The sequence below is a fragment of the Halioglobus sp. HI00S01 genome, assembly GCF_001635445.1.
GTDB lineage: Bacteria > Pseudomonadota > Gammaproteobacteria > Pseudomonadales > Halieaceae > Halioglobus > Halioglobus japonicus.
In genome coordinates this window covers 1-22,529 of the sequence record NZ_LWEE01000001.1, presented here as the reverse complement: position 1 = coordinate 22,529, position 22,529 = coordinate 1, and the positions used below count along the sequence as shown (strand labels likewise).

Genomic DNA, 22,529 nt, shown 5'->3' with positions numbered 1-22,529 from the left:
CAGGAGATCGAGCGATGCACAAATGTGGGGTATTCAAATCACTAACCATGGTGACCGCCGTCGCTGCGGCGGTTAACTCGTCCTGGGCCGAAGAGACTGTCAGCGAGCAGCAAGCCGCCCTGGAAACTGTTGTCGTAACTGCAACGCGTATCGAAAAGCCGCTCAATGAGGTGGCGCGTAGTATCGCTGTGGTGGACCAGGAAGAGCTCTTGCAAATTCAGCCCAAGTCGATTGCTGAAGCCCTGGCGTACTCGCCGAACATCACAACCAGTGGTGGGCCTCGAGCGGCCAACCAGACGGTTAACGTGCGAGGCCTGACTGGCAACAAAGTATTGCAGACTATCGATGGCGCCCGACAAAACTTCGAGTCTGGCCATCGTCCCAGTTATTTCCTCGATCCAGAGTTGGTCAAGTCCGTTGAGGCGGTGCGCGGTCCGGCGAGTAGTCTCTGGGGATCCGGTGCCATCGGCGGGGTGGTCGCGCAGAACACGATTAACGCTGACGATCTGGTCGACGGTGACAGCGGGTTGGGCGGTTTTGCGAAAGGTGGTTACAACGACAATAACGACGGTGCCACGGCCACTATGGCCCTCGCCGGCAAGCAAGGTGACTTTGGCTGGCTTGTGAGCGGCTATGGACGCGATAGCGACCACCTCGAAATGGGTAATGGTAAAGAACTGCTGGGTTCAGAGTCTGAGTCCTGGGGGGCGATGGGTAAACTGAACTGGAACCTTGCAGAGGGCCAGGATATTGAGCTCGCCTATCGTCACTCTGACTGGGACGGTGCGGTCCCGACCAATGCCGCTGCAGAGCTCAATGGCACCAGCAACTTCATGATTGATCGCAAGCAGACCACCGACAACACCAACCTGTCCTATCGCCTGGATGCAGGTAACGACTGGCTGAACCTCGAGGCCCGTTTGTATAACAATCAGGTAGAGATGGATGAGGTCCGCGTCGCCGATGGCCGCGCGGATACCACAGAGATTGACACCTGGGGCTTCAATCTGACCAACCAGAGCCTGTTGGGTAATACGCGTCTGCTCTACGGAATCGATACCTACATTGAAGATTTCGACACCGCGCGCGGCGGCGAAAATCGCCCACAGCCGCCGGAAGCTCAGACCACATCCTGGAGCGTGTATGGCCTGGCGGAGGTGCCACTGGCGGATGCCTGGAACCTGGAGTTCGGATTGCGCTACGACGATTTCGAAACCGAGGCGAAAAATCTCGATGCCAGCTCCAGTGACAGCGCCACTTCACCGTCGGCAGCGATTGTCTGGGATGCAGCAGATTGGTTGGTTCTCAGCGTGCGTCACGATCGTGCTTTCCGCGCGCCGGGTTCCGAGGAGTTGTACAGCACCGGATATCACTTCTGCATGTTCCCCGGTTTTTGCAATACCTTTGAACCCAATCCAGAGCTCGAGCCAGAAGAGGCAGCTAACACGGAGTTGAATGCCAAGATGGCTTTCGCGGATACGCTTGGCGCCGATGTTATTCACGTGGAAGCGGCAGTGTTCCAAAACAATGTCGACAACTTCATCGAACAGGTCGTGGCGTTCCCGGACTTTACCCGCTTCGATCCTGGCACTACCTCCTGGTTTAATGTTGATGAAGCCATCCTGGAAGGTGCGGAGATCTCTGCAGCCTACCTGCGTGGGCCTCTCGCACTTAAAGCCTCTTACGGACAGGTGCGCGGCGAAGATGACAATACCGGTGAAGACCTCACCAATATTCCTGCCGATACCTGGAAGCTTGATGCGTCCTTTGGTTTTGAATCTATCAATATGCTGGCCGGCGTGCGTTACGTATACGCCGATGACCAGGCGCGTACGGATTACGAAGAAAATGTGGGTGGCACGGTTTATGACAGCTATGGCGTTACCGATCTGTATCTCAGCTGGCAGCCACAGGCAGTTGACGGCGTGCGCTTCGATCTGTCAGTTAACAACCTCGAAGACAAATACTATCGCCAGGCCTGGGAACAGCTTTACTCCGCTGGCCGCGAAGTGATTTTCAGCGCGCGATATCGTTTCTAGGAGTGATCGATATGAGTCATGAATCAGCGCCCGCACTTGCGGGCAGTGAGGCCGAGGCGCTGCTGCGCGAAGTGGCCACCTGGGGAAAATTGACCACGGTTATCCTCCATGGTGGCTGTGTGTTTGAGTTCAAAGGCAGTTTCCCCGCCGGTGACATTGGCATGGGGTTCTACAACCTCGATGGCCGTACCTCGGGTGGCTTTGAAGGCCACATCCGCCTCGACGCCATCGCATCGATCGGCTTTCAGGACAAACTCCATCGTGGGCGCGCAAGTTATGCGTTCACCTTTAATAACGCCAGCGGTGAAAACTTGTTCAAGGTCTTTCTCGGGCGCGACGAGCAAGGTGAGGTTTTTGCCGCACAGCTCGAAAAATTCAACATGATCCGCGATCAACTCAAGGTCGCCGCGTAAGGAAAACTATGAAAAACAAAGCAATGCAGGTTCGCCTCAGTACCGAGGTGAGAGACTTTATTGATGCACGCAAGAGTTTGCAGCTGGCCAGTATTGATGCGGACGGTTACCCCTACGCTTCTTATGCGCCGTTTGCTATCGGTGAGGATTGTCTCTACGTGCTGTTGAGTGAGATAGCCGTTCACGGCGTCAACCTGCAGAAGAACCCGAGAGCATCAGTATTAATTGTGGAAGATGAGGATTCAGCGGAGGAACTCTATGCGCGTATTCGCGTTAACTACGCCATGGACGTGCAGCAGCTTGAGCACGGTTCTGACGACTGGCAGACAGCGCTGGACTGTCTCGTCCAGCGCCACGGCGACCGCCCGGGCAATCTGAGTAAGCTTGCCGATTTCAAAATGTTCCGCCTGGTGCCGACCCACGGTCGTTATGTGAAGGGCTTTGGTCGTGCCTTCCATCTCGCGGGCAAGACTCTCGCGGGAGAGGTGCTGACCCACATGACCGACGGCCACAAGCCCCGGGCTGAGGCAGCGAACGCCTGAGTCTTGGCTTAGCGGCCTACCCAGCCACCGCACATCGGGAATACCTGGCCGACAAAACAGTCGGCCACGTCTGAGCAAAGGTAGGCGATCAGGCTGACATCCTCTTTAGCAGTGACCAGCCTGCCCAGGGGAACCTCGCGTTTCAGACGCTCCTGAAAGCGCGGGTTCTCCTGCACTTCCGTGGGAAAGTAACTCGGGTTCTCCACAAAGTTCTGTGCGATACAATTCACCTGAATGCCATGCCGGGCCATTTCCAGTCCCACAGCCTGGACCCACGACACCTGGGCACCGCGCGCGGCGCAGTAGGTTGACGTGCGATTAATGCCGCGCAGCGCAGAAGCACTACCAACGACAATCAGCTTGCCGCTGCCACGCGCCTCCCAGGCAGGCAGCACGGCACGGGCAAGTCGCGGCAGGGGGTGAACCAGGGCGTCAAAAACGGCTGTCCACTCTTCATCCGCAACCTCGGTGGCCGGTGTTGTTGGAGCTGCAATGGCGAGGTTGGCAATGAGGATGTCGAAGTCACCCGCTGAATCAATGGCATCAATCACGGCCTCTGGTGTTGTCAGTGCACCCTCGTGCCGAATGACGTCGGCACCTTGAGCCGTGAGTTCGTCACAGATTGCGGGCCCCATGAATGTTTCAGCCTGGGTGACGAGAATACGTTTGCCTTGTAATGCCTGGCTCATAATGTGATTCCTTTAGGGGTGTTTTCCCAATGTTGGGATGTATAAGTCTTGCCATCGGCATAGCCTAGATCATAGGTGTCCTGGAGTCCCTGCGGATTGGCGTAGTCAAATTTATCGAGATGGATTTGCTCGCTGGGCTGTACGTAGATACGCGTATCAGATGTGGGCAGAGCCTGGCGATAGCGCTTGCTCAGTAGCACCAACGTGTTTCCCTCGCGGTCGTCGGCCATGAAGGCGGGCACGTTGTCGATGATACCGCCATCGAGTACACGCATCCCCCGATAGCGACCAAAAGGCAGTACCGGCGGCACACAGGACGATGCAAGGATCGTGTCGATCAGATCGGCAATGGTGGCGGCGTTCTGGTTGCCGTAACGCAGTGGCTCAAATCCCAATTTGCTTGTCCAGTTGGGGTGCAATACCCCGGTGAGATGTTTTTCCAGGCCGTAGATGCTGAACGCCAGCGGTGTGCCGATGGCGTTGGGAAGCCACGCGGGAAACCGGGCCATCAGAAATTCCAATTTGCGCCCCGCCAGTGCTTGAAGATCATCTTCCGTGAGAAAGTGCTTCAGGGCATGACGGTACATGTTCATGTGCGGAAGCAGCGGTGCACCAGAGCCGGGTTTTAGATTGTGCCAATGGATGTTGGCGGGGTTCTGATCGGTTAGCACCTTGAACATGGCCAGCGCCTCAGCCCCGCGCCCGAGCATGCATGCGGTGGCCATGGCGCATCCCGCACTGGTACTGGCGGCATAGTCCACGCTGTCCTGCAGGCCCAGTCCCGCGCTATTGGCACCGTCCCAGAAACCCACCTGCCACAGGCAGCGGCTGCCGCCGCCAGCAAAAATAGCGTTCTTGATGGGCGCGCGCGTGGTCGATGTCATTGCGTTGGAAAGTTACCGTCGGACGAAGCTCCATAATATGTTCCCCGAGCTGGGAAAGTTAAGGTTTATTTCATGCGCCGGCTCAATACTTGACGCCAAGCCGCTAGAACCTGATTACTACCAGCGTGAGACAGACTATGAAAGCCCAGCGCTTTATCGCCGTTACGACCAACATCAGCACCGTTGCGATGCTCGTGTTTCTGTATTTCTTTGTATAGACCGGGGCTTCATGTTTCTGGGCTACCACCACACCCGTGCCGGCGTGACGCCAGCCAAAGACACCATCTTCAGCGGCCTTTTTTGGCCAATGATTAGGCCTCGGTTCCATGCGGTGCATTCACAAGTTGCCTGGTGTATGGCCATATCCAGGACCCCGCTATTTGATTATGGGGGCCTTTGGGATAGGCTGTTACCAACGTCTGCTTTCGTCCACAAAGCGGGCCCCCACATTGAGGGGGAATTCACGTGCACATTCACTTAGTTTTTAGATATTGCAGTTAGTGTTATTTGGTGATTTTTTTGAAATTCATTTTTTTATCGTTCTTTGTGTTGTCTTTTTCTGTGGTCGCAGAACCGAAGTTTTCAAAAGTTGGAGACTTTGAGCTGGAATATGAAATCGCTGGCAGTGGTGAGTATACAGTGCTTCTAGAAGGCGGTGCTGGTGCGGGCTTATCTGACTGGGATGCTGTTTTCTATGAAATTGCTGAAGAAGCGACAGTTATTCGCTACTCAAGGGTAGGTAATGGCAAGTCAACTAGGATAAAGCGCCATTTTACTTCTGACGAGTACGCTCAATATGCCAGCAACCTTTTACTAAATTTAGGAATTACGCAGCCTGTCATTTTGGTTGCTCATTCTTATGGCGGAAATGTAGCTAGGGATTTTGCAGTGGCTTACCCTGCTCAAATACAGGCATTACTGATGCTTGATCCATCTTCGGAGCATGATGTGGATATTATGCGGGCTATTAATTTAGAGCAGGCTAACAGAGAAATTGCAGCGGTTAAGCTCGCTGATATGGAAAATGGCATGTCAAACAACTACTTGGATTTTTGGAGTAAGAGGCCTTTACCGAACTACCCACAAATCAAAGACATGCCTGTTACTGTAATCGCTTCGATCAAAAAGAATCCCAATCCCCCACACTTGCTTGCTAGTGACCAAGGTGTAGTTAAGTGGGGCGAAACATGGAAACAATGGGCTGAAGCTTTTCCACAGGGGCGTGCAGTGTTATCAGAGTCGAGTGGTCATTTTGTGCAGTTTGACGAGCCTGAATTAGTAATCGATGAGCTTACGCTGATTATTGAGCGGCTTATAAAACACTAACAAAGCGCGTTAGTTAATGAGCGTCCGCTTCTGGCCCCAAAGCTGACACTGGATTCCCGCCTTCGCGGGAATGACGGGAAGTGGCCTCAAAGCGGACACTCCGATCTGTGGCCATGCTCTATATTTGAGCAGATTTCGCGAAAATCCAGTTAGGTCTGGCTCTCGGATGCTCGCCCCTGTAAGCAAAAAAACATGAAAACTCTTACATGGTCACTTGCTAGCAAAATCCATGAGTTACACGTATGTAAGGGTTGCGAGACAAACTAAAGGAGCGTCGCGGCAAGTGTGGCAATCCGACACCGCTGTTTGATGCTGTGCAGGGGCGGGTGGTACTCGGTTATAACCTCAGCGGCCTCAATGAACCTGTCCGACACCACAGCGCCGCGGTCATGACCAGCGACGATGGCGGCCTGAGCTGGGCCCGGTCGCGGCATCGACGATGGCCTGTTGTTTTAGGGCCGCCGCATCGACCTTGGGATGACAGTAGCCGAGCAGATTGGTGCCATAGCCGCACATAAAGTCGATGTACTGATTGTCATCGGTGTCCCACCAATACGGACCTTCGGCCCGGGTGAAGAACTGCGGATGCATGGGTGACAAAGAGGCGGAGGCCTGGTGGCCATAGACACCGCCGGGAAACGCGCGCTGGGCGCGCTCGCGCAGCTTGAGGTCGTTGTCGATCGAGTACATGGCGTATCAGTCCTTGTTGAGTTTGTTGCCCCTGGCCAGGTCTTTGCGCTCAGCCTGTTGTCCGTAGCTGGCGAAGGCGACCAGCACGTCGTCCATTTGCGCTTTGTCCAGGACGACGGGGCCGCCTATGGCCAGGGTGCCCCAGTAGCAGTGCGCCTGCTCCTCGACTAATTCGGCGAGTTTGAGTGCGCTTTCGATGTTGAAGCCGGTGGCGAGTTGGCCGTGATTGGCCAGCAGGCAGGCCAGCGAGGAGGACAGCGCGTCGACGTTGGCGTCAGACAAGGCCTGGCTGCCAAAGGTGGCATAGTCCGCCAATGGGATACAGCAACTGCCGGTTGCCGCCACCATATAGTGCATGGCGGGAATAGGTTTGCGTGCGCACGCGAGTATGGTCGCGTAGGGCGAATGACAGTGGACAACCGCAGTAATGCCCGGCTTGTTGGCATAGACATCGGCGTGCATTTTCCACTCGCTGGAGGGCGTGAGCTGGTCTGCATCGGGTTGCCCGTCAAGTGTCATGTGAACAATATGCTCTGGCTGCAGTTGTTCCGGGTTGACGCCGGTCGGCGTAATCAGCATGCCATCGCTGGTGGCTACCGAGACGTTCCCCGATGTGCCTTTGTTAAGGCCTTTGTCTCCCAGAGCGACCAACGCATCAACCACCACCTGGCGGCTGCGGGTATCGTTGCTGTATTGAGTCATGGTGTAGTCTCCTCAGTGGGCATGGTACCTGCATTCATGATCGCCAGCGTATCTGTATAACTGCCCACAGCGCCATCGGAGCCAACGGCACTGGCCAACTGGGCGGCGGTGGCGGCGCCAAAGCGGGCTGCCTGCTCGGGGATGCTGTCGATCTGATAGCCCACGATGTCGAGGATTGTGGCCCCCATACTGACAAATGACCTGGCCATCTGGCGCTCCGCTCAGAGTTATGATTGAGCCTACATAGTAAGTGGCACTGCGTAAGGTTAGGAGGGCGAACTCGTTCAAATACTGGTCAATTTCGGTCAATGTTCGTAGACTGGCGACAGGACTTGATGGGGCTCGCTATGGGCGCGGACACACAATGCATACGTCCGTTCATGTTCAACCTGATGGTCAGGGTGCTGGAAGAGGAGGGCTGCAAAGCCGACACGCTCGTGCGTGGGCTGTCGCTCGAGCTGGGAGACCTATCGTCCCAGGACACGCGTATTTCCTTCGATCAGGCGCTGATCATGATCGACAACGCCTATCGTATCTCCGGGGATCCGGCCTGGGGGTTGCGGGTTGCCGGTGCGGTGAATATTGGTGACTGGGGCATGATGGGTTACGCCGTGGCCAGCTGTGCCACCCTGTGGGATGCCATGTTGATCGGTCAGCGATTCAGCCGAGTTGCCACTCGCCTGACTGATACCCGGGTCACTGAAGAAAATGATTTTTTCAGCCTGAGTTCGCGACCACTTTATCGCGCTGGCGAGGCTACCCGCTTTTTGGTGGAAGAGGACCTCGGCGGCGTGGTTGGTTTGTTACACCGCTACCTAGGTGATGACACCGTGCCCTATGAAGTTCACCTGAGCTATCCCGAACCACCGTACGTGGCCATGTATGAATCGCACTTCCGGTGTCCTCTCAAATTTGAGCAAGCGCGCAATTGTATTCTCTGGTCACGCGACCTGATGCAACGTGAAATTCCTTCACGTAATCCCGCTGCCACTCAGATGGCGATTCGCCACTGCGAGACGCTTATCGCAGACGAGGAGGGCAGTGGCGGTATTGCGGAGCAGGTACGCACACGCCTGGTGCAGCAACCGGGCCGCTACCCACCCTTAGCGGAAGTTGCCGCAGATTATGATATGAGTGAGAGTACGCTGCGCCGTGCTCTCACTGCGGAGGGAACGTCTTATCAACTGCTGCTCAATGACGTGCGACGCAAACTCGCGATCGAATACCTCACAACCTCGCGGTTGAAGCTGGAGGAAATAGCGGTACTGGTTGGTTACACCGACCTGAGTAATTTTCGTCGAGCGTTTAAATCCTGGACCGGCGAAGCACCACTGGCCTACCGGCGCAGGGCGACAGCTAGCTAGCGCTGCCCACCCCAGAACTCAGAGGTCTGATAAGCCAGATAATCATCACTTGGCTGGCTGATAATACCGTGCGGGAACGCATCGAACAGACGGTGGAATTCAGCCTGGGTAATTTCGATCAGCCCTTCGTGATCGCCCGCCTCGAAGTACACACTGGGCTGTTGGCCCAGATCATCATCCCAGACCATATCCAGTTGGTAGGCCTGACCAAGGCCCGGCACCGCGCCTAGCTCACAGTCGGGGAAGACATCACTCAGTTCTGCTTCGCGGGCAAGTACCGGATCTGCCGCTGTGTTTTCGCGCACCCAGCCGAGATTGATCCGATTACAGGCGGGGGTGAGTGCTATCAGATACTGCCCGCTGCGTCGGTCGCGTAGCAGCACGGATTTTGCTACCCGGGCTCTCGATAAGTGGGCAGCATGTGCCGAATCGACGGCTGATTCGGTGTGGCGGTGATCGACAGTGCGATACTCGGTCTGGCTTAGGCGCAGGAAGTTATCCAGTCTCGGCGCAGTGCTCATAGCGTGACCTCCCTTTGATGTCACATAAGTATGGCTAAAGCTTGCGGCGACCTAATAACGTTTACTGCTATCGAAATAGTGCTGTTAGTCCGCCTTGTAGATGCCGGTTTTCACTGGTTGTTCCCTGGAGCGCGAGGCCCGATACATGCCCGGTGTATTGAAACTCATACTGATGTTCCCGGCCGGATCGAGCACGATAACGCCCCCGGTTCCACCTGCCGGCATCAGCACATCGTGAATCACATTATCGGCCGCCTGTTGCGCGGATTTACCCTGATACTTCACGCGAGCACAAATATCGGCTGCAACGTGGAAGCGGATAAAGTATTCACCGTGACCGGTAGCGGACACGGCACAGCTGGCATTATCCGCCCAGGTACCCGCGCCAATAATGGGTGCATCGCCAATTCTGCCGTAGCGCTTGGCCGTCATGCCGCCGGTAGAGGTGCCTGCAGCAAGGTTGCCGGAAGCGTCGAGGGCTACGGCACCAACTGTGCCATAGCGGTAATGGAGGGGGAGGGCGTCGAGAGCGGCCTGGTAGTCTTTGCCCCGTCGCTCTTCTTTCTCCAGTTTCTGTTTGGCCTTTTGCAGGGATTCGTAGCGTCGCTCGGTATTGAAAATACTGTTTTCGACCATGGGTACATTCTGGCTGCGGGCAAATGCCTCGGCACCTTCTCCCATTAACATCACATGTGGAGAAGCATCCATCACCAGGCGAGCGAGCGAGATCGGATTGCGGATATGTTGGACCCCCGCCACAGCCCCCGCGTTCTGGTCGGCACCGTCCATGAGTGAAGCGTCGAGTTCGTGGTGCCCTTCATAGTTATACACCGCCCCGCGTCCCGCATTGAACAGCGGCGAATCCTCGAGAATCCGAATGGCAGCGATCACCGCGTCCATGGCTGAGCCATTGCTCTCAAGCACCGCATAGCCGGCGTTGGTGGCCTCTGTGAGCTTGGCGCGTACCGCTTTTTCAGTGACCTCGGTCATATTTTCCTTGAGGATTGTGCCCGCCCCACCGTGGATGACGATGGCCAGCGGCGCTGACGTTTCTGATGATGCTGCCATTCCCGAGGCAGCTACCGCGAGGGAGAGGGCGGCAATGGCGGGTTTCAGAATCTGTACCTTGAGCATAATTTGGTCTTCCTTCCGCTGAGTGTGGAGCAGAGCGTATTACACTTTGCAGTAACGCCCAAAACCGGAACTCCCTCTATGGCTATTCCCGACAGTGTTACCCAGCTATCCGCCGGCTGGTTGAGTGAAGCGTTGCAGACCCCAATCGCCAGCGTGAGCACCCTGGACCAACACGACGGCACAACAGGACGGGCGGCACTCGCACTGCAGCGGGAGGACGGAACCTCGCAACGCATCTTTGCCAAGCTACCGCCGGCAGATGAGCAGCAGCGGATGTTTGTTGTTGCCACCGGCATGGGCGAGCGCGAAGCGCGCTTCTACGCGGAACTCGCTGCGGAAGTGCCGGTGCGTGTGCCCGCATCCTACTATTCAGAATGGGCTCCCGGTGGTGAACACTACATCATGCTGCTGGAAGATCTTGAGGCGAGTGGCTTCGGGTTCCGTACTGCCAGCGAGCACTATTCTCTGGCCTACGTGGAATCCGTGCTCGATGCGTTTGCCAGGCTCCACAGTCAGTACTGGGAGACACCGCGCTTTGCCACCGACCTGGACTGGATAAGTGCGCCTCCCCAACACCCGATTGCCCCGGTGCTTGTCGCCCAGGCGCACGAGGCCTTTGCAGATCAGATGCCTCCGGTGTTCAGTGAGTTGGCCCAGCTTTATACCGAGCACACCGATGCCATTCACCGGCTCTGGGAGCGGGGGCCGCATACGCTGGTTCACGGCGATGCCCACGACGGCAATATGTTTGCCGACGGCGATTCGCCGGGTTTTCTGGACTGGGCCTTGCTGGCCAAGACTAACCCGATGCGCGATGTGGGCTACTTCCTGGCGGGCACGGTTGAGCCGAACGATCTCAAAGCCTCGGCAGGCACATTGCTGGCACGATACCGGGAGGCCCTGATCCGCGAGGGTGTGACACCGCCTGACGCTGCCCAGATGTACTGCGACTGCCAGTTGCACGCGGCCTACGTATGGGTGGGGGCCGTCACCACCCTGGCCATGGGCGACGCCTGGCAACCCCAGAATTATGTACTCAAGACCCTGGAACGGCTTCATCAGTCGCTGGAATTCCTGGAAACTGCAAAAACTATCGAATCGGAACTTGCTGATTTATAAAGGAAAAGTAATTTATTCCGGCTCACGGGCAATTTTTTTCAATTTTTTTGTGAATTTTGGGAATAAAAGGGGACGCCGAACCGTCAAGTAGTCAAAGTGGAGTGAAACACCGCTTGAGGTTGCAGTGGTGGCATACCATTTGGGTACGCATCACAGGCCCCTGAGGCCACCATAGAATGCGTGGTAGTCACTGCTCTCCTCTACTTCTTTTACCGGAGCGTTCCTTGGGGACGCTCCGGATCACAGCTCCCAGAGCGGGGACCGCTAGCCCTCCGCACTGAACTTCAGGGTCTGTCATCTACATGGGGTGGCAGGCCCTGTATCTCTTCTGGGATTCCAATTTTTTGTTATCTACGCGACGGCACGGGAGCAGGTGAAGCTTTGCGAAACCGCTGCAAGGCCATCCATGGCGTGCTTTGGCGTACGGCATCCTGCCTCCCGACAATTTCGCAAAGCTTCACCTGCCCCCGCACCTGGGGTTGTTCTACGTTGCCAAGATTACCCATAGCATCCTGTTCCTAGGTGCAGGCGCTGTTTGAGTGTTTCGAAATCGTCGGGAGCTATGGAGGGCGCGGCCGGCGCTCCGGGACGCGAAAGTGAACATATGGATGTGTTTGTAGCGATTTCGAAAGACTCCAGCAGTGCCTGTGCCGACGGGTAGAGAAAGTGCAAAACTAATTGCCAGTCAGCACTCTGGGGGCACGAACACCCACCAAATCGCAGGCAAAAAAATACCCGGCATATAGCCGGGTACAAGTGGAACTGGCGTGAAATCAGTTCCAGTGATTCTCGATCAAGCTGGCCTCTTCAGAAGCGCTCAGCGGAATGCTGTCGGCTTGTTCGGCCAGGAAGTTGGCCACCGGGTTGGCGTCAGCAGCGCCTGCGGGGCGGAACTGGCCAGCGTCGCCGGGGATCTCAGTGGCGGCCAGTACCTGGGTTTGCCATTCCCCAGCGGCGCGACAGGAGACACCGCGGGAGGCTTCGCCTGCTTCGGTGATTAGAAACTCGCGGCACCAGTTGCCGGCTCTATCTTTAAAGCTGAGGACCGGGCGAACCTGGTCGCCGTTGTCCAGGGTCTGCCAGCCGCTGGCCATGGAGGGGCTGGTTTCCAGTACGTTGGCCAGCATCTGGTCGGCGCTGGGGGCCTGCTGCCAGGCCGGGCTGATCGCCAGGCCGGCTGCGGCAATCAGGGATGCTGCCACCGCGTATTGCCAGGTGGGGCGAGCCTTGCGCTGCGGCAGGGCAACCACGTTGCTTGCCGGTTCCAGCATGGCGCGAACCGTCGCCGGGGCTTCGGCTGTGGTGTTCAGGGCGCTGCGAATTGCGGCGTCCTGGCCTTGCAACTGTGCCAGTGTGGCAGCGAGCTCAGGCTCCTGCTGGAGGCGCTGTTCCAGCTGGCGTGTGGTGAATACATCCAGTTCACCATCCAGGTACTGCGACAGCTGTTGGTAATCCTGTTCGTTCATGGTCTCATTCTCTTCAGTCCGCCCCTGGCGGGCTGTAAATGTCTAGTAAGTTCTTTCTCGCCCGGGCGATTCTGCTCATGATGGTTCCTACTGGAACCTCGAGAATCTCTGCCGCTTCGGCGTAACTTTTACCTTCTACCGTGACCAGGGTGAGCGCCAGTCGCTGATCTTCGGGCAGTTGTTCCAATGCCCTTGATACGGCGTCCAGTGCCTGTTCGCCTTCGGCGACGGCTTCGGTGGACCGCGCATCTTCCTCTTCATCTGCGATGCTGGGATAGCGCTGGCGCACCTCGCGGGACCTCAGTTCGTCAATCCAGACGTTCTTGCAGACCCGATAACTCCATTTAGCAGTATGCGCATCTTCCGGAATTCCTTTACTCAGCAGCTTTTCTACGGTCGCCTGCAGCAGGTCATCCGCGTCAGCGGCATTCCCGGTGAGGGAGTAGCAGAATCGGCGTAATCCACCCAGTTCGGCCATAAGGGCCTCACGTTGTGAATCGCTGAGCGATGGCATACGAATCCTGTTAGAATGAGTGACGTTTGGGCGGCGGATTTTATTCCATGATTTGGAATTTTTCTTCGCGTAAATCGTCTTTAATAGTAATTACGGCGTTAAATCCAGGTGGTGGATACTACCATGTTTTTTTGCAAGTCATTGAATTTCAGACATTTAATATCCTTTGAGGGTAATTTTCCCGCATTTTGCCTCGCGTTGGCGCTGGTGTTGACCGTCGCGCTGGCCACGCCGCCGGCAGCGTTTGCCCAGGTCCCAGGGTCGCTGACCGGGGCTGAGGAGCAGGTGGAAGAGGATGTCGAAGAGAATGTTGAAGAAGAAGTAGAAGAAGAAATCGTCCAGGAAGAGGTCGAAGAAGCCGTTGAGGAAGAGGTCGAGGAACAGACCAGTGAGCTTGTGCTCGGCTACACCGAAGACATTCTGGAAGACGACGTCGAGGAAGAAGTGGTTGAGGACGTCGAGGAATCCGTAGAGGAAGTGGTCGAGGAAGAGATCGTCGAAGAGACGGTGGAAGAGACCATCGAGGAAACTGTTGAAGAGCAGGTGGCGGAAACCGTCACCGAAGACGTCGAAGAGAATGTCGAGGAAACCGTTGAGGAAACGGTGGAAGAGACGGTTGCCCAGGACGTCGAAGAGGTCGTCGAAGAGAGCGTTGAGGAAGAGGTTCAGGAACAGGTTGCCGAGACGGTTGAAGAGAGCGTTCAGGACGATGTTCAGGAGCAGGTCGCCCAGACCTTTGAAGAGACCGTTGAAAGCGGCGTAGAGCAAAATGTCGATCTCGCTGTGGCCGTCCAGGTTGAAACCGCCGTCGAAGAGCGCCTCGAATCAGAAATTGACGATATTCTCGACGCCGTTGAAAGCGACCTGGAAATTGACGAAGAGCGCATTCATCGCGAGCAATGGTTGGTTATGGCTGAGCCTGAGGTCTTCGAAGAGCTGGCCGAGGAAGGCTATTTGTTCGATACCGTCACTGATCTGCCAGGCCTTGGCATGCGCCTGGCTGAGGTTGCCGGACCTTCAAGTTTTGACATCACAGCGGTGCGCCGCGGCGTGCTCGACGTGGTCGGTAAAGATCGCGCCGAGGTCGACCTCAACCACATCTATACCGCAGGCACCCAGCTGGCCAGTGCAGAACACGGCGTAACGCCGCGCACGGTCATGCAGTTACCGGCAGGGGCCCAAACGGTTGCGCCCCGTATTGGCATGATCGACAGCTCAGTGGATACCTCGCATCCAGCGCTGGCGGAGTCGCAGATTGAGAGCCGTGTCTTTGTCGGCAGAGGTGCCGATGTACCTGAATTCCACGGCACCGCCATCGCTTCGATTATCGCTGCCAATTCACCGGACTATAGCGGCCTGGCACCGAATGCCGAGGTATATGCTGCCGGCGTATTTGAAATCAGCGAAGAGCACGGCGAAATTGCTTCTACCGTCAGTCTGCTTCGCGCTCTGGACTGGTTGATTTCATCCGAGGTTGATGTGGTGAACATCAGCCTGGCGGGTCCGCCGAATCGTCTCCTGGAGGCTGCGCTGGGTCGCGCCAAGGAGCAGGAGGTGGTGGTACTGGCTGCCGCGGGTAATGGCGGTCCGGTCGCCGCACCCATGTATCCTGCCGCCTACGATACGGTGGTAGCAGTCACAGCCGTGGATAGCAGTCATCAGGTGTTTCGCCTTGCTAATCGGGGAGAATATCTGGATCTGGCAGCGCCCGGTGTTGACCTGTTGCACGCCCGGGCGGGTGGTGGCTTTGTGGCATCTTCCGGCACATCGTTCGCGGTGCCCTTTGCGGCGACAGCTGCGGCGAGTCTGTTGAGCCAGCAGCCCGGTGAAGATGTGATGAACCTGCTTTATCAGTCAGCCGAGGATCTTGGCCCACCGGGACGCGATGAAATCTACGGTCATGGCTTGTTGCGCCTGGCCGGTAACTGATTTATTCCCAGCGCCAGGACAGGCGCGTGCCGACTACGTGCTGGTCGTAGGCAGCCCGGGGAAAGTTTGAGTCGTAATCGGAGTAGCCGCCGTAGATTTGCAGCAGCGTTCGCTCGCTTAGCGGGTACTCCATGTCGATCTTCCAACGATGGCGCTGATCAGCGCGCTCTTGATCAATGCTTGGCGTAATGCCGCTGTAGTCGCGGTCCTCGTAGCGCCAGGAGAATTCCATTTTCAGCACATCGCCCCACAGGTCGAAGCGGTGGATATATCGCAGCTTTACGTTGTGGGCCTTGTAGTCGTAGCGCTCAGCGGTGGCGTCTTCGTCTTTGAACTTGTAACCGGCATTGAAATAGCTGCGAAGTCCGCGGCGAAAAAAGTAGAGGTCAAATTCGCCGGCGTGGCTCTCTGCGTCCCGGTCTGGATTTTGGGCAATGGTTTTCTCGGAGTACACGTAGGCGCCGCGGGCAAACCATTTCTTGGCCAGAAAGCCCGATACATAGGGCGAGCCCCGGTAGTACTCCAGGAAGTCGTTACCGTCGAGCTGGGCGTTGATGTAGTAGAGCGCCATGCCCGTGTTAACCGCACCCAGGTCGGCGCCGAGATCTGCACCCACCAGGTGAGTGGTGCGGTCGAGGCGTTCGAAGCGGTCGTAATTGGTCTGGCTGACGTTGTAGTTCAGTGACAGGTCGACCTTCTCGCCCAGTTGCTGATCGAGCCCGAGGTCGGCGTCGGCGATGTAGGCGTAATCGCTTTCGTTGCTGGTGGCGTCCAGTTCATCGACAGAGACGTTGCTGTCGTATTCTGCGCCCAGGCCAAACTCTGCTGAAAACTCAGTGCCGGCGGCAATGACAGGCGCAGCGGCAACCCACGCGATCAACGCGCAGGAAAATCTAACCGTTTTTATAGGCCATGCCATTTATTCTAATCCTGGAAAGTCCGGGGCCAGCGCTGCGGCGCGGCGTTGCCCGGCGCGGGAATCGGCTAATGATAGCAAAAAGCCGCGCAAATCGAATCGAAAATACCAGGGAAAGCCAAAGGTATACTTTGTGTCCAACGTTCTGCAGTGAGCCATCCATGCCTGTTGTTCGAAAAGTCGCCAGTTTCGGCCTGATACTCTGGCTGTTGCTTGCCCCTCAGGTCCGGGCCGATGATTACCTGGCGGCCAGTGCGGATCGCTGCGTGATCCTGCTGCACGGTATGCTTCGATCGTCGCTGTCGCTCAAGCCCATGCAGTGGTACCTCGATCACGCCGGCTACACCACGGTCAACCTGAGTTACCCCTCATTGCTTTATCCGATTCCTGAATCGGCGGAGATGGCGGTGACCCAATCGCTGCGCACCTGTCATTCCAGGGGTGCCCACCAGATCAACTTCGTGACCCATTCTCTCGGCGGCATCCTGGTGCAGCTGGGGAAGGGCGATGAATCTATTCCGCTGACGCTTGGGCCGGTGGCATTCGAATTGGATGTCATCGCCGGCACCATTCCTGACATTACCCTGTTGCCCTGTTTCCCGGATGAACTCAGCGATGGCACCGTGTCACTGAGCGAGGCCAGGGTGCCCGGCGTGAAGGAATTGCTGACCATGCCGGTGACGCATACGGTCATGATTCTTAATCCTGAGGTCATGCGCCATAGCGACGAGGGGGAAAGGGGCATGCATCTGGGTCTTGTTATTGCACTCCTCTGACATTGAAGAAAGCACAACCCCACCTCAATATAGTGCTAGAATCCTGCGCCACTTTTGTTTCGAATCACTTTCAGGAGAATCGCCATGTCCAAGACAGAGGCTCAGCAGCACCACGAAACCATGAATCGCTTTATCGACCTGGCCAATGAGGTCAAAAACGAAGGCGTAGGGACCCACGTGGTATCCGCAGCGTTGATGACGGCATCGGCGGTCTACGCCAGCTATGTGGCTGCAGGCAATGAGGGTGGCCTCAATCCTTCCGGTATCGAAAAGGTGGTTGACGCCTATCGCCACCAGATGGAACAAATCCAGGAAATGAAGCGCGCTGAGCTGCAGCAAAAGCAGCAGGATCAGTAAGTTCGAGTCACTGTTTGTGGAAGACCAGGAAAAATCGCTGCTGGAACCGGCTGACTGGGGCAGCTTTCGCGAGGAGGCCCACCGCGCACTGGATATAGCGCTGGACTTTGCACGCGATCGCGCCAAAGCGCCGGTCTGGGCGCCGCTGCCCGAATACGCCCGCAATATCGAAGAAGGGCTGCCGCGAAGCGGTGCGCCGCTAACGACTGTTGTCGATGAAATTCAGCAGCGCGTGCTTCCCCATACACTGGGCAATACCCATCCGCGTTTCTGGGGCTGGGTGAATGGCTCTGGTACCCCCAGCGGCATTGTCTCGCAATTGCTTAATGGAGCCATCAATGCCAATGTGGGCGGGCGTGACCACAGCCCGATATACATTGAGCGCCAGCTGATTCGCTGGATGTGCGAGCTGTTCGATTATCCGCTGGATGCCGGCGGTATCGTCTGCACCGGTACGTCTACAGCCACGTTGTATGGTCTGGCTGTCGCCCGTCACCGCACGCTGGGTGACGACGTGCGCCAGTTGGGCAATCAGGACACAAGGCTGGTGGCCTACTGCTCCGCTCAGGCCCACGTATCTGTCAGCAAGGCGATTGAACTCATGGGGCTGGGTAGCGATGCCCTGCGGGCAATCCCCGTGCAAGACGATTTCGCCATAAATGCCCACGCACTGGCCGAGCAGATTGTTGCCGACCGCGCGGCCGGCTTGCAGCCCTTTGCGGTAATCAGCTCGGTGGGTAGCGTCAATACCGGTGCCATCGACGATCTTCAGGCTATCAACGCGATTTGTGCCGAGCATCATTGCTGGCACCATGTCGACGGTGCATTTGGGGCGCTTATCGCCCTCTCTGACACCATGCGCCCGCGACTTGCGGGTATTGAGCAGGCGGATTCCATCGCCTTTGATTTTCACAAGTGGATGCACGTACCGTATTCTTCTGCCTGTTTGCTGGTGCGTGATCGTGAAGAGCACCTTGCGACCTTTGCTACAACCCACGCGTATCTCAAAGGCGAAAATCGGGGTGTGGCCGGCGGAGCACCCTGGCCGAATGACTTTGGTATTGATTTGTCGCGGGGTTTTTCCGCGCTTGGGCCATGGATGCTGCTTAAGGAAATGGGCAGTCAGCGCCTCGGTGCCGCCATTGAACGCAATTGCCGTCAGGCGGCCTGGCTGGGCGAGCAGGTGGATGCGCATCCGGCGCTGGAACGACTGGCGCCCGTGTCACTGAATATCGTCTGCTTCCGGTTTGTCACCGACAGCATCGGCGCCGACCAGCTGAATCGTCTCAATCGTCATCTGGTCGTTGAGCTACAGTGTCGCGGTATTGCCGTGCCTTCATTTACCCGACTCAACGGCAACACAGCCATCAGGGTGTGCATTGCCAATCACCGCACCACGCGCGCTGACCTGGCCGCGCTGATCGAGGCTGTGCCGCTGCTCGGCGAAGAGTTACTGCGCGCCGACGGCGAACCCGCTGCTTTCGAACTTCAATAGCGATTTCGACAACACGCCTTTGCCAAGCGGCTAACGCTTGGGCACACTAACTGCTTTCAGGGCCTCAGTGCCTGGTCATGTGTTTAGGATAACAATGTATAAAACAGCAGCGGTAGTGGGGCTTGGCTATGTGGGGCTGCCGGTGGCGGTCGCCTTCGGGCGTCATCTTCGCACCATAGGCTTTGATCTCGATGAGAGCAGGCTCGATCAATACCGCGCCGGTACCGATCCCAACGGCAGTGTCAGCACCGCGGAACTGGCTGCGGCGAATCAACTGGAGTACACCAGTGATCCCGCGGCGCTGGCGGAGGCTGAAATTATCCTGGTGGCTGTGCCCACGCCTATCGACGATGCCCGGCGTCCGGATCTCAAACCGCTGCACGGTGCCTGCCTTACGGTCGGCCTGAATATGTCAGAAGGTGCCACGGTCGTCTTCGAATCGACGGTGTATCCCGGGTGCACTGAGGGATATTGTGTGCCCCTGCTCGAAAAAGCTTCAGGCATGCAGTGGTCGGGCAGAGGGGCGCGCACGCAAGAACAGTTTCACGTGGGCTATTCGCCCGAACGCATTAACCCCGGTGACAGCGCGAACCGATTGGAAACCGTGGTGAAGGTAGTTGCTGGTGATAGCGCGGATACTCTCGAGGCCGTCGCCCGGTTTTACGAACTGGTGGTTGCGGCGGGTGTGCATCGGGCGCCCAGCATTAAAGTCGGTGAAGCAGCTAAGGTCATTGAAAACGCTCAGCGCGATCTGAATATTGCCCTGATGAATGAGTTGGCGTTGATTTTCAATCGTCTCGATATCGATACCCAGGATGTGCTGGATGCTGCCGGCACCAAGTGGAACTTCCTGCCGTTCCGGCCGGGCCTGGTAGGCGGCCACTGCATCGGCGTCGACCCCTACTATCTGACCTATAAGGCCGAAACCGTGGGCCACCATCCCCAGGTGATTCTTGCGGGCCGCCAGACCAATGATGACATGGCCAAATTTGTCGCAGAGCAAACAGTGAAACAACTGCTCAAGCAAGGCTGTTCTCCGGACAAGGCCCTAGTCGTGGTGCTGGGGCTGAGCTTTAAAGAAAACTGTCCGGATATCCGCAATTCCAAGGTGGCAGATATTGTGACGGAGTTGCGTGATTACCAGTGCCAGGTGCTGGTCCACGATCCCATGGCCGATCCCGCCGAGGCTGAAGCTGAATACGGTATTGCCTTGTCCGGCTGGGAGGCTTTGCCGCCTGCGGATGCATTGGTGCTGGCGGTGCCACACGCGACGTACCTTGATATGGGCGAGGACGCCATTGTCGGACTGCTCTCGGAGCGGGGCATCGTGATCGATGTGAAATCCTGTCTCGATCGCGACAAGCTCGCCAGCCTGGGCGTCCCCGTATGGCGGTTATAGGCCAGGGGCCTGTCTAGTCGCTGCTACTGCGTTGGTATTGCGGCAAGGGCTGAGCCTCCGGGTGCAGGGTCAGCATCGGCTGCGGCAGGCCGACCTCGTCGATGATCTGGGCGTGACTGCGATCCAGGTCCTGGGGCTCCTCCACCCCGCAACAGTGCGCAATGACTTCCACCTCATGCATCAGGTTGCGGGCGTAGTTGGCTACCCGGCGAGCCTTGTCCGTTGGGTCCAGGCCCTTCTGTAAATCTTCGTCGTGGGTGGTAATGCCCGTTGGGCAGGTATTTTTGTTGCACTGCAGTGCCTGAATGCAGCCCAGAGAAAACATAAAACCACGCGCAGAGTTTACCGTGTCGGCGCCGAGGCACAGCGCGGCTGCCACCCCGGAGGGATTGACCATTTTGCCCGAGGCAATCACTTTGATGCGCTCGCGCAAGCCATAGGCCACCAGCTTATCCACTACCAGCGGCAGACTGCGGCGCAGGGGAAGCCCCATAAAATCGATCAGGCTCTGCGGGGCAGCGCCGGTGCCGCCGTCGGCACTGTCGACGGTAATAAAGTCCGGTGCGTATTCCAGGCCGCGTTGCTGAATATGCTGGCACAGATCATCCAGCCAGGCCGATTGTCCGATCACTGCCTTGAAGCCAGTGGGCTTGCCCGTGACCTGACGGACCCGGACGATCATGTCGAGCAGTTCATCAATGGTGCTGATGTCTGTGTGGCGATTGGGGCTTAAAGAGTCTTCACCGGCGGGGATACCCCGGGTGCTGGCAATCACTTCGGTCACCTTGGCGCCAGGAAGAATACCGCCCTTGCCCGGCTTGGCGCCCTGCGAGAGTTTGATCTCAAACATTTTGACTTCAGGGTGGCTGGCGATCTCGCGCAGTTTCTCCTCATCCAGTGCGCCGTGTTCATCGCGCACACCGTATTTGGCGGTGCCGATCTGGAACACAATGTCGCAGCCACCCTCCAGATGATAGGTTGAGATAGCCCCTTCACCGGTATTGAGCCAGATGCCGGCTTCAGCGGCACCGGCAGACAGCGCGCGGATGGCCGGCGCTGACAGTGCGCCAAAACTCATGGCCGAAATGTTGAAAAACGCCCGGGTGTGGTACGGCGCTTCGGCGAAACCGGCACCGAACACAATTTCGCTTCTGGGCCGTACTTCTTCTTCCAGTGGCGGGAACAAGCCATTGAGAAAGACAAAGTCACCCGGTTGGTTTAGCGGGTGGGTAGAGCCGAAGGCCACGGTGGCGTCAACGTTCTTGGCGGCGCGGTAGACCCAGCTGCGCTGGGCGCGATTAAACGGTAGTTCCTCGCGATCCAGGGCAAAAAAGTACTGCCGGAAAAACTCACCTAGGTGTTCGAAAAAATAGCGGAAGCGGCCGATGATCGGGTAGTTGCGACGGATGGTCTGCTCGCGCTGAGTGACGTCAGCAACGTACATATAGACCAGTGCGATAGCCAGCAGCAGTACCCCTAAGGCCATCACCAGGGCGCTGATTTCGAAGAAGGCCAGGGTAAAAGCCTTGAGTGTATCCATTTCCATGATCTGTCCCCCGGGGCGTGGTTTGGCGGCCATTCCACCGATTAAGTTATAACGCTATATTTATATAACAAATAAGCTGAAGGCTATGACCTGCCGCTCAAAATGACTCTGCACTAAAGATATAGCACAGCTATGGCTGCAACCCTTTTTGACAAACTCTGGCGTGAGCATCTGGTTGAGACCCAGTCAGATGGCACCGACCTTATTTACATCGATCGGGTGTTCCTGCACTAGCGCACCGGATCCATTGCGCTATAGAGCCTGCAGGCCGATGGTCGTGAGGTGTTTTACCCGCAGCAGGTGTTCTGCTGTATGGATCATATTGTCGATACCTAACCTGACCGCACGGACGACACGACCATGCCCAGTGGTAGCGACTTTGTCGTCGCCACGCGTGAGGGCGCCAATGCGGCCGGATTGGCCCTGTTTGATCTCGACGATTCGCGCCAGGGCATTGTTCACGTGGTGTCACCGGAGCAGGGCATAGTCCAGCCGGGTGCCACACTGGTCTGCCCCGATAGTCATACCTGCACCCAGGGCGCACTGGGTGCAGGTATGACTATCGGGGCAGACCAGTGTGGCACCCGGCTGGACTATGCCCTGCTCCGGTGACACCACGTGAACAATGCCCTGGCGCGAATCGTCGAGATCAAACAGGGCCAATCCGGCCGCATTGGCGCCCTCACGCGTGGCGACGACAAAGTCGCT

General features: G+C 57.1%; 24 protein-coding genes and 1 pseudogene. 12 read left to right on the top strand and 13 right to left on the bottom strand.

Annotated elements, in window-relative coordinates; all coding sequences use genetic code 11:
- Positions 1-14: 14 nt before the first annotated feature.
- From A3709_RS00125 to A3709_RS00115, 3 genes are read left to right on the top strand one after another with little or no spacing between them, the layout of a single operon-like run.
- Positions 15-2,039 (top strand): TonB-dependent hemoglobin/transferrin/lactoferrin family receptor, encoded by a 2,025-nt coding sequence (locus tag A3709_RS00125; RefSeq protein ID WP_197484011.1) that lies wholly within the window; start codon positions 15-17, stop codon positions 2,037-2,039.
- Between the two features lie 11 nt (positions 2,040-2,050).
- Positions 2,051-2,452 (top strand): heme utilization cystosolic carrier protein HutX, encoded by a 402-nt coding sequence (gene hutX / locus A3709_RS00120; protein ID WP_066048221.1) that lies wholly within the window; start codon positions 2,051-2,053, stop codon positions 2,450-2,452.
- 8 nt (positions 2,453-2,460) lie between these two features.
- Positions 2,461-2,994 (top strand): HugZ family protein, encoded by a 534-nt coding sequence (locus A3709_RS00115; protein WP_066048218.1) that lies wholly within the window; start codon positions 2,461-2,463, stop codon positions 2,992-2,994.
- Positions 2,995-3,002: 8 nt separating this feature from the next.
- On the opposite strand, the gene A3709_RS00110 is transcribed toward A3709_RS00115, so the two are convergent.
- The gene (locus A3709_RS00110) at positions 3,003-3,683 is read right to left on the bottom strand and encodes an SDR family oxidoreductase (protein WP_066048215.1); all 681 of its coding nucleotides are present in this window, start codon (positions 3,681-3,683) and stop codon (positions 3,003-3,005) included.
- Complete coding sequence (locus A3709_RS00105; RefSeq protein ID WP_066048210.1) at positions 3,680-4,567, bottom strand: patatin-like phospholipase family protein; 888 nt, start codon at positions 4,565-4,567, stop codon at positions 3,680-3,682. The genes A3709_RS00110 and A3709_RS00105 overlap by 4 nt, the downstream gene beginning before the upstream one ends.
- A 519-nt stretch (positions 4,568-5,086) precedes the next feature.
- Between A3709_RS00105 and A3709_RS00095 the strand changes: the two genes are divergently transcribed.
- Complete coding sequence (locus A3709_RS00095) at positions 5,087-5,893, top strand: alpha/beta fold hydrolase (RefSeq protein WP_066048203.1); 807 nt, start codon at positions 5,087-5,089, stop codon at positions 5,891-5,893.
- A 387-nt stretch (positions 5,894-6,280) separates the two neighbouring features.
- On the opposite strand, the gene A3709_RS00090 is transcribed toward A3709_RS00095, so the two are convergent.
- From A3709_RS00090 to A3709_RS00080, 3 genes are read right to left on the bottom strand one after another with little or no spacing between them, the layout of a single operon-like run.
- Positions 6,281-6,583 carry an aminotransferase class III-fold pyridoxal phosphate-dependent enzyme gene (locus A3709_RS00090; RefSeq protein WP_066048199.1) on the bottom strand — a complete coding sequence of 101 codons (303 nt, stop codon included), beginning with the start codon at positions 6,581-6,583 and terminating at the stop codon, positions 6,281-6,283.
- 6 nt (positions 6,584-6,589) lie between these two features.
- On the bottom strand, positions 6,590-7,285 hold the full coding sequence (locus A3709_RS00085; protein WP_066048196.1) for a class II aldolase/adducin family protein: 696 nt from the start codon (positions 7,283-7,285) through the stop codon (positions 6,590-6,592).
- Entirely contained in the window at positions 7,282-7,494 is a 213-nt protein-coding gene (locus A3709_RS00080) for a hypothetical protein (RefSeq protein WP_066048193.1), read from the bottom strand. The genes A3709_RS00085 and A3709_RS00080 overlap by 4 nt, the downstream gene beginning before the upstream one ends.
- Before the next feature lie 138 nt (positions 7,495-7,632).
- Here A3709_RS00080 and A3709_RS00075 point away from each other — a divergent pair, with 138 nt between their 5' ends.
- Complete coding sequence (locus A3709_RS00075) at positions 7,633-8,649, top strand: AraC family transcriptional regulator (protein ID WP_197484010.1); 1,017 nt, start codon at positions 7,633-7,635, stop codon at positions 8,647-8,649.
- On the opposite strand, the gene A3709_RS00070 is transcribed toward A3709_RS00075, so the two are convergent.
- Together A3709_RS00070 and A3709_RS00065 are read right to left on the bottom strand one after the other, a co-directional pair.
- Complete coding sequence (locus A3709_RS00070) at positions 8,646-9,170, bottom strand: aminoacyl-tRNA deacylase (protein WP_066048187.1); 525 nt, start codon at positions 9,168-9,170, stop codon at positions 8,646-8,648. The genes A3709_RS00075 and A3709_RS00070 overlap by 4 nt on opposite strands.
- A gap of 84 nt (positions 9,171-9,254) precedes the next feature.
- Entirely contained in the window at positions 9,255-10,304 is a 1,050-nt protein-coding gene (locus A3709_RS00065) for an isoaspartyl peptidase/L-asparaginase family protein (protein WP_066048184.1), read from the bottom strand.
- A gap of 78 nt (positions 10,305-10,382) precedes the next feature.
- Here A3709_RS00065 and A3709_RS00060 point away from each other — a divergent pair, with 78 nt between their 5' ends.
- Positions 10,383-11,423: a phosphotransferase gene (locus A3709_RS00060; protein ID WP_066048181.1), complete on the top strand. Its 1,041-nt coding sequence runs from the start codon at positions 10,383-10,385 to the stop codon at positions 11,421-11,423.
- A gap of 773 nt (positions 11,424-12,196) precedes the next feature.
- Here the strand turns inward: A3709_RS00060 and A3709_RS00055 are convergent.
- Both A3709_RS00055 and A3709_RS00050 read right to left on the bottom strand, forming a co-directional pair.
- Positions 12,197-12,889, bottom strand: coding sequence for an anti-sigma factor (locus tag A3709_RS00055; protein ID WP_066048178.1), 693 nt, complete (start codon positions 12,887-12,889; stop codon positions 12,197-12,199).
- A 13-nt stretch (positions 12,890-12,902) separates the two neighbouring features.
- A complete protein-coding gene (locus tag A3709_RS00050; protein ID WP_066048175.1) occupies positions 12,903-13,403 on the bottom strand; it encodes an RNA polymerase sigma factor in 501 nt (166 codons plus the stop codon).
- Positions 13,404-13,610: 207 nt separating this feature from the next.
- Here A3709_RS00050 and A3709_RS00045 point away from each other — a divergent pair, with 207 nt between their 5' ends.
- On the top strand, positions 13,611-15,332 hold the full coding sequence (locus A3709_RS00045) for a S8 family serine peptidase (protein WP_231871068.1): 1,722 nt from the start codon (positions 13,611-13,613) through the stop codon (positions 15,330-15,332).
- Between the two features lies 1 nt (position 15,333).
- Here the strand turns inward: A3709_RS00045 and A3709_RS00040 are convergent, their stop codons facing one another.
- Complete coding sequence (locus A3709_RS00040; protein ID WP_156507504.1) at positions 15,334-16,251, bottom strand: surface lipoprotein assembly modifier; 918 nt, start codon at positions 16,249-16,251, stop codon at positions 15,334-15,336.
- A gap of 158 nt (positions 16,252-16,409) precedes the next feature.
- On the opposite strand from A3709_RS00040, the gene A3709_RS00035 reads away from it, so the two are divergent.
- The 4 genes from A3709_RS00035 to A3709_RS00020 all read left to right on the top strand — a co-directional run bounded on the left by A3709_RS00035 (position 16,410) and on the right by A3709_RS00020 (position 20,275).
- The gene (locus tag A3709_RS00035; protein WP_066048165.1) at positions 16,410-17,024 is read left to right on the top strand and encodes a triacylglycerol lipase; all 615 of its coding nucleotides are present in this window, start codon (positions 16,410-16,412) and stop codon (positions 17,022-17,024) included.
- An 84-nt stretch (positions 17,025-17,108) separates the two neighbouring features.
- Positions 17,109-17,381 carry a DUF3144 domain-containing protein gene (locus A3709_RS00030; protein ID WP_066048162.1) on the top strand — a complete coding sequence of 91 codons (273 nt, stop codon included), beginning with the start codon at positions 17,109-17,111 and terminating at the stop codon, positions 17,379-17,381.
- A gap of 16 nt (positions 17,382-17,397) precedes the next feature.
- Positions 17,398-18,876: a pyridoxal-dependent decarboxylase gene (locus A3709_RS00025; protein WP_066048160.1), complete on the top strand. Its 1,479-nt coding sequence runs from the start codon at positions 17,398-17,400 to the stop codon at positions 18,874-18,876.
- A 94-nt stretch (positions 18,877-18,970) separates the two neighbouring features.
- A complete protein-coding gene (locus A3709_RS00020) occupies positions 18,971-20,275 on the top strand; it encodes a nucleotide sugar dehydrogenase (RefSeq protein ID WP_066048157.1) in 1,305 nt (434 codons plus the stop codon).
- A 13-nt stretch (positions 20,276-20,288) separates the two neighbouring features.
- Here the strand turns inward: A3709_RS00020 and A3709_RS00015 are convergent, their stop codons facing one another.
- Complete coding sequence (locus tag A3709_RS00015) at positions 20,289-21,821, bottom strand: FMN-binding glutamate synthase family protein (protein WP_197484009.1); 1,533 nt, start codon at positions 21,819-21,821, stop codon at positions 20,289-20,291.
- 252 nt (positions 21,822-22,073) lie between these two features.
- Positions 22,074-22,283, bottom strand: a complete 210-nt coding sequence (locus A3709_RS24360) for a hypothetical protein (protein ID WP_066048154.1) — start codon at positions 22,281-22,283, stop codon at positions 22,074-22,076.
- Here A3709_RS24360 and A3709_RS24355 point away from each other — a divergent pair.
- The gene (locus tag A3709_RS24355; RefSeq protein ID WP_082849770.1) at positions 22,182-22,433 is read left to right on the top strand and encodes an aconitase family protein; all 252 of its coding nucleotides are present in this window, start codon (positions 22,182-22,184) and stop codon (positions 22,431-22,433) included. The genes A3709_RS24360 and A3709_RS24355 overlap by 102 nt on opposite strands.
- Here A3709_RS24355 and A3709_RS24920 read toward each other — a convergent pair.
- Positions 22,395-22,484 (bottom strand): annotated as a pseudogene (locus tag A3709_RS24920) (hypothetical protein); the annotation flags it as partial. The gene A3709_RS24355 and the pseudogene A3709_RS24920 overlap by 39 nt on opposite strands.
- Positions 22,485-22,529: the final 45 nt, after the last annotated feature.

Coding starts and splice junctions, on each gene's coding strand:
- A3709_RS00125 (WP_197484011.1), top strand. CDS start 15: ATGCACAAATGTGGGGTATTCAAATCACTAACCATGGTGACCGCCGTC.
- hutX (WP_066048221.1), top strand. CDS start 2,051: ATGAGTCATGAATCAGCGCCCGCACTTGCGGGCAGTGAGGCCGAGGCG.
- A3709_RS00115 (WP_066048218.1), top strand. CDS start 2,461: ATGAAAAACAAAGCAATGCAGGTTCGCCTCAGTACCGAGGTGAGAGAC.
- A3709_RS00110 (WP_066048215.1), bottom strand. CDS start 3,683: ATGAGCCAGGCATTACAAGGCAAACGTATTCTCGTCACCCAGGCTGAA.
- A3709_RS00105 (WP_066048210.1), bottom strand. CDS start 4,567: ATGACATCGACCACGCGCGCGCCCATCAAGAACGCTATTTTTGCTGGC.
- A3709_RS00090 (WP_066048199.1), bottom strand. CDS start 6,583: ATGTACTCGATCGACAACGACCTCAAGCTGCGCGAGCGCGCCCAGCGC.
- A3709_RS00085 (WP_066048196.1), bottom strand. CDS start 7,285: ATGACTCAATACAGCAACGATACCCGCAGCCGCCAGGTGGTGGTTGAT.
- A3709_RS00080 (WP_066048193.1), bottom strand. CDS start 7,494: ATGGCCAGGTCATTTGTCAGTATGGGGGCCACAATCCTCGACATCGTG.
- A3709_RS00075 (WP_197484010.1), top strand. CDS start 7,633: ATGGGCGCGGACACACAATGCATACGTCCGTTCATGTTCAACCTGATG.
- A3709_RS00070 (WP_066048187.1), bottom strand. CDS start 9,170: ATGAGCACTGCGCCGAGACTGGATAACTTCCTGCGCCTAAGCCAGACC.
- A3709_RS00065 (WP_066048184.1), bottom strand. CDS start 10,304: ATGCTCAAGGTACAGATTCTGAAACCCGCCATTGCCGCCCTCTCCCTC.
- A3709_RS00060 (WP_066048181.1), top strand. CDS start 10,383: ATGGCTATTCCCGACAGTGTTACCCAGCTATCCGCCGGCTGGTTGAGT.
- A3709_RS00055 (WP_066048178.1), bottom strand. CDS start 12,889: ATGAACGAACAGGATTACCAACAGCTGTCGCAGTACCTGGATGGTGAA.
- A3709_RS00050 (WP_066048175.1), bottom strand. CDS start 13,403: ATGCCATCGCTCAGCGATTCACAACGTGAGGCCCTTATGGCCGAACTG.
- A3709_RS00040 (WP_156507504.1), bottom strand. CDS start 16,251: ATGGCATGGCCTATAAAAACGGTTAGATTTTCCTGCGCGTTGATCGCG.
- A3709_RS00035 (WP_066048165.1), top strand. CDS start 16,410: ATGCCTGTTGTTCGAAAAGTCGCCAGTTTCGGCCTGATACTCTGGCTG.
- A3709_RS00030 (WP_066048162.1), top strand. CDS start 17,109: ATGTCCAAGACAGAGGCTCAGCAGCACCACGAAACCATGAATCGCTTT.
- A3709_RS00020 (WP_066048157.1), top strand. CDS start 18,971: ATGTATAAAACAGCAGCGGTAGTGGGGCTTGGCTATGTGGGGCTGCCG.
- A3709_RS00015 (WP_197484009.1), bottom strand. CDS start 21,821: ATGGAAATGGATACACTCAAGGCTTTTACCCTGGCCTTCTTCGAAATC.
- A3709_RS24355 (WP_082849770.1), top strand. CDS start 22,182: ATGCCCAGTGGTAGCGACTTTGTCGTCGCCACGCGTGAGGGCGCCAAT.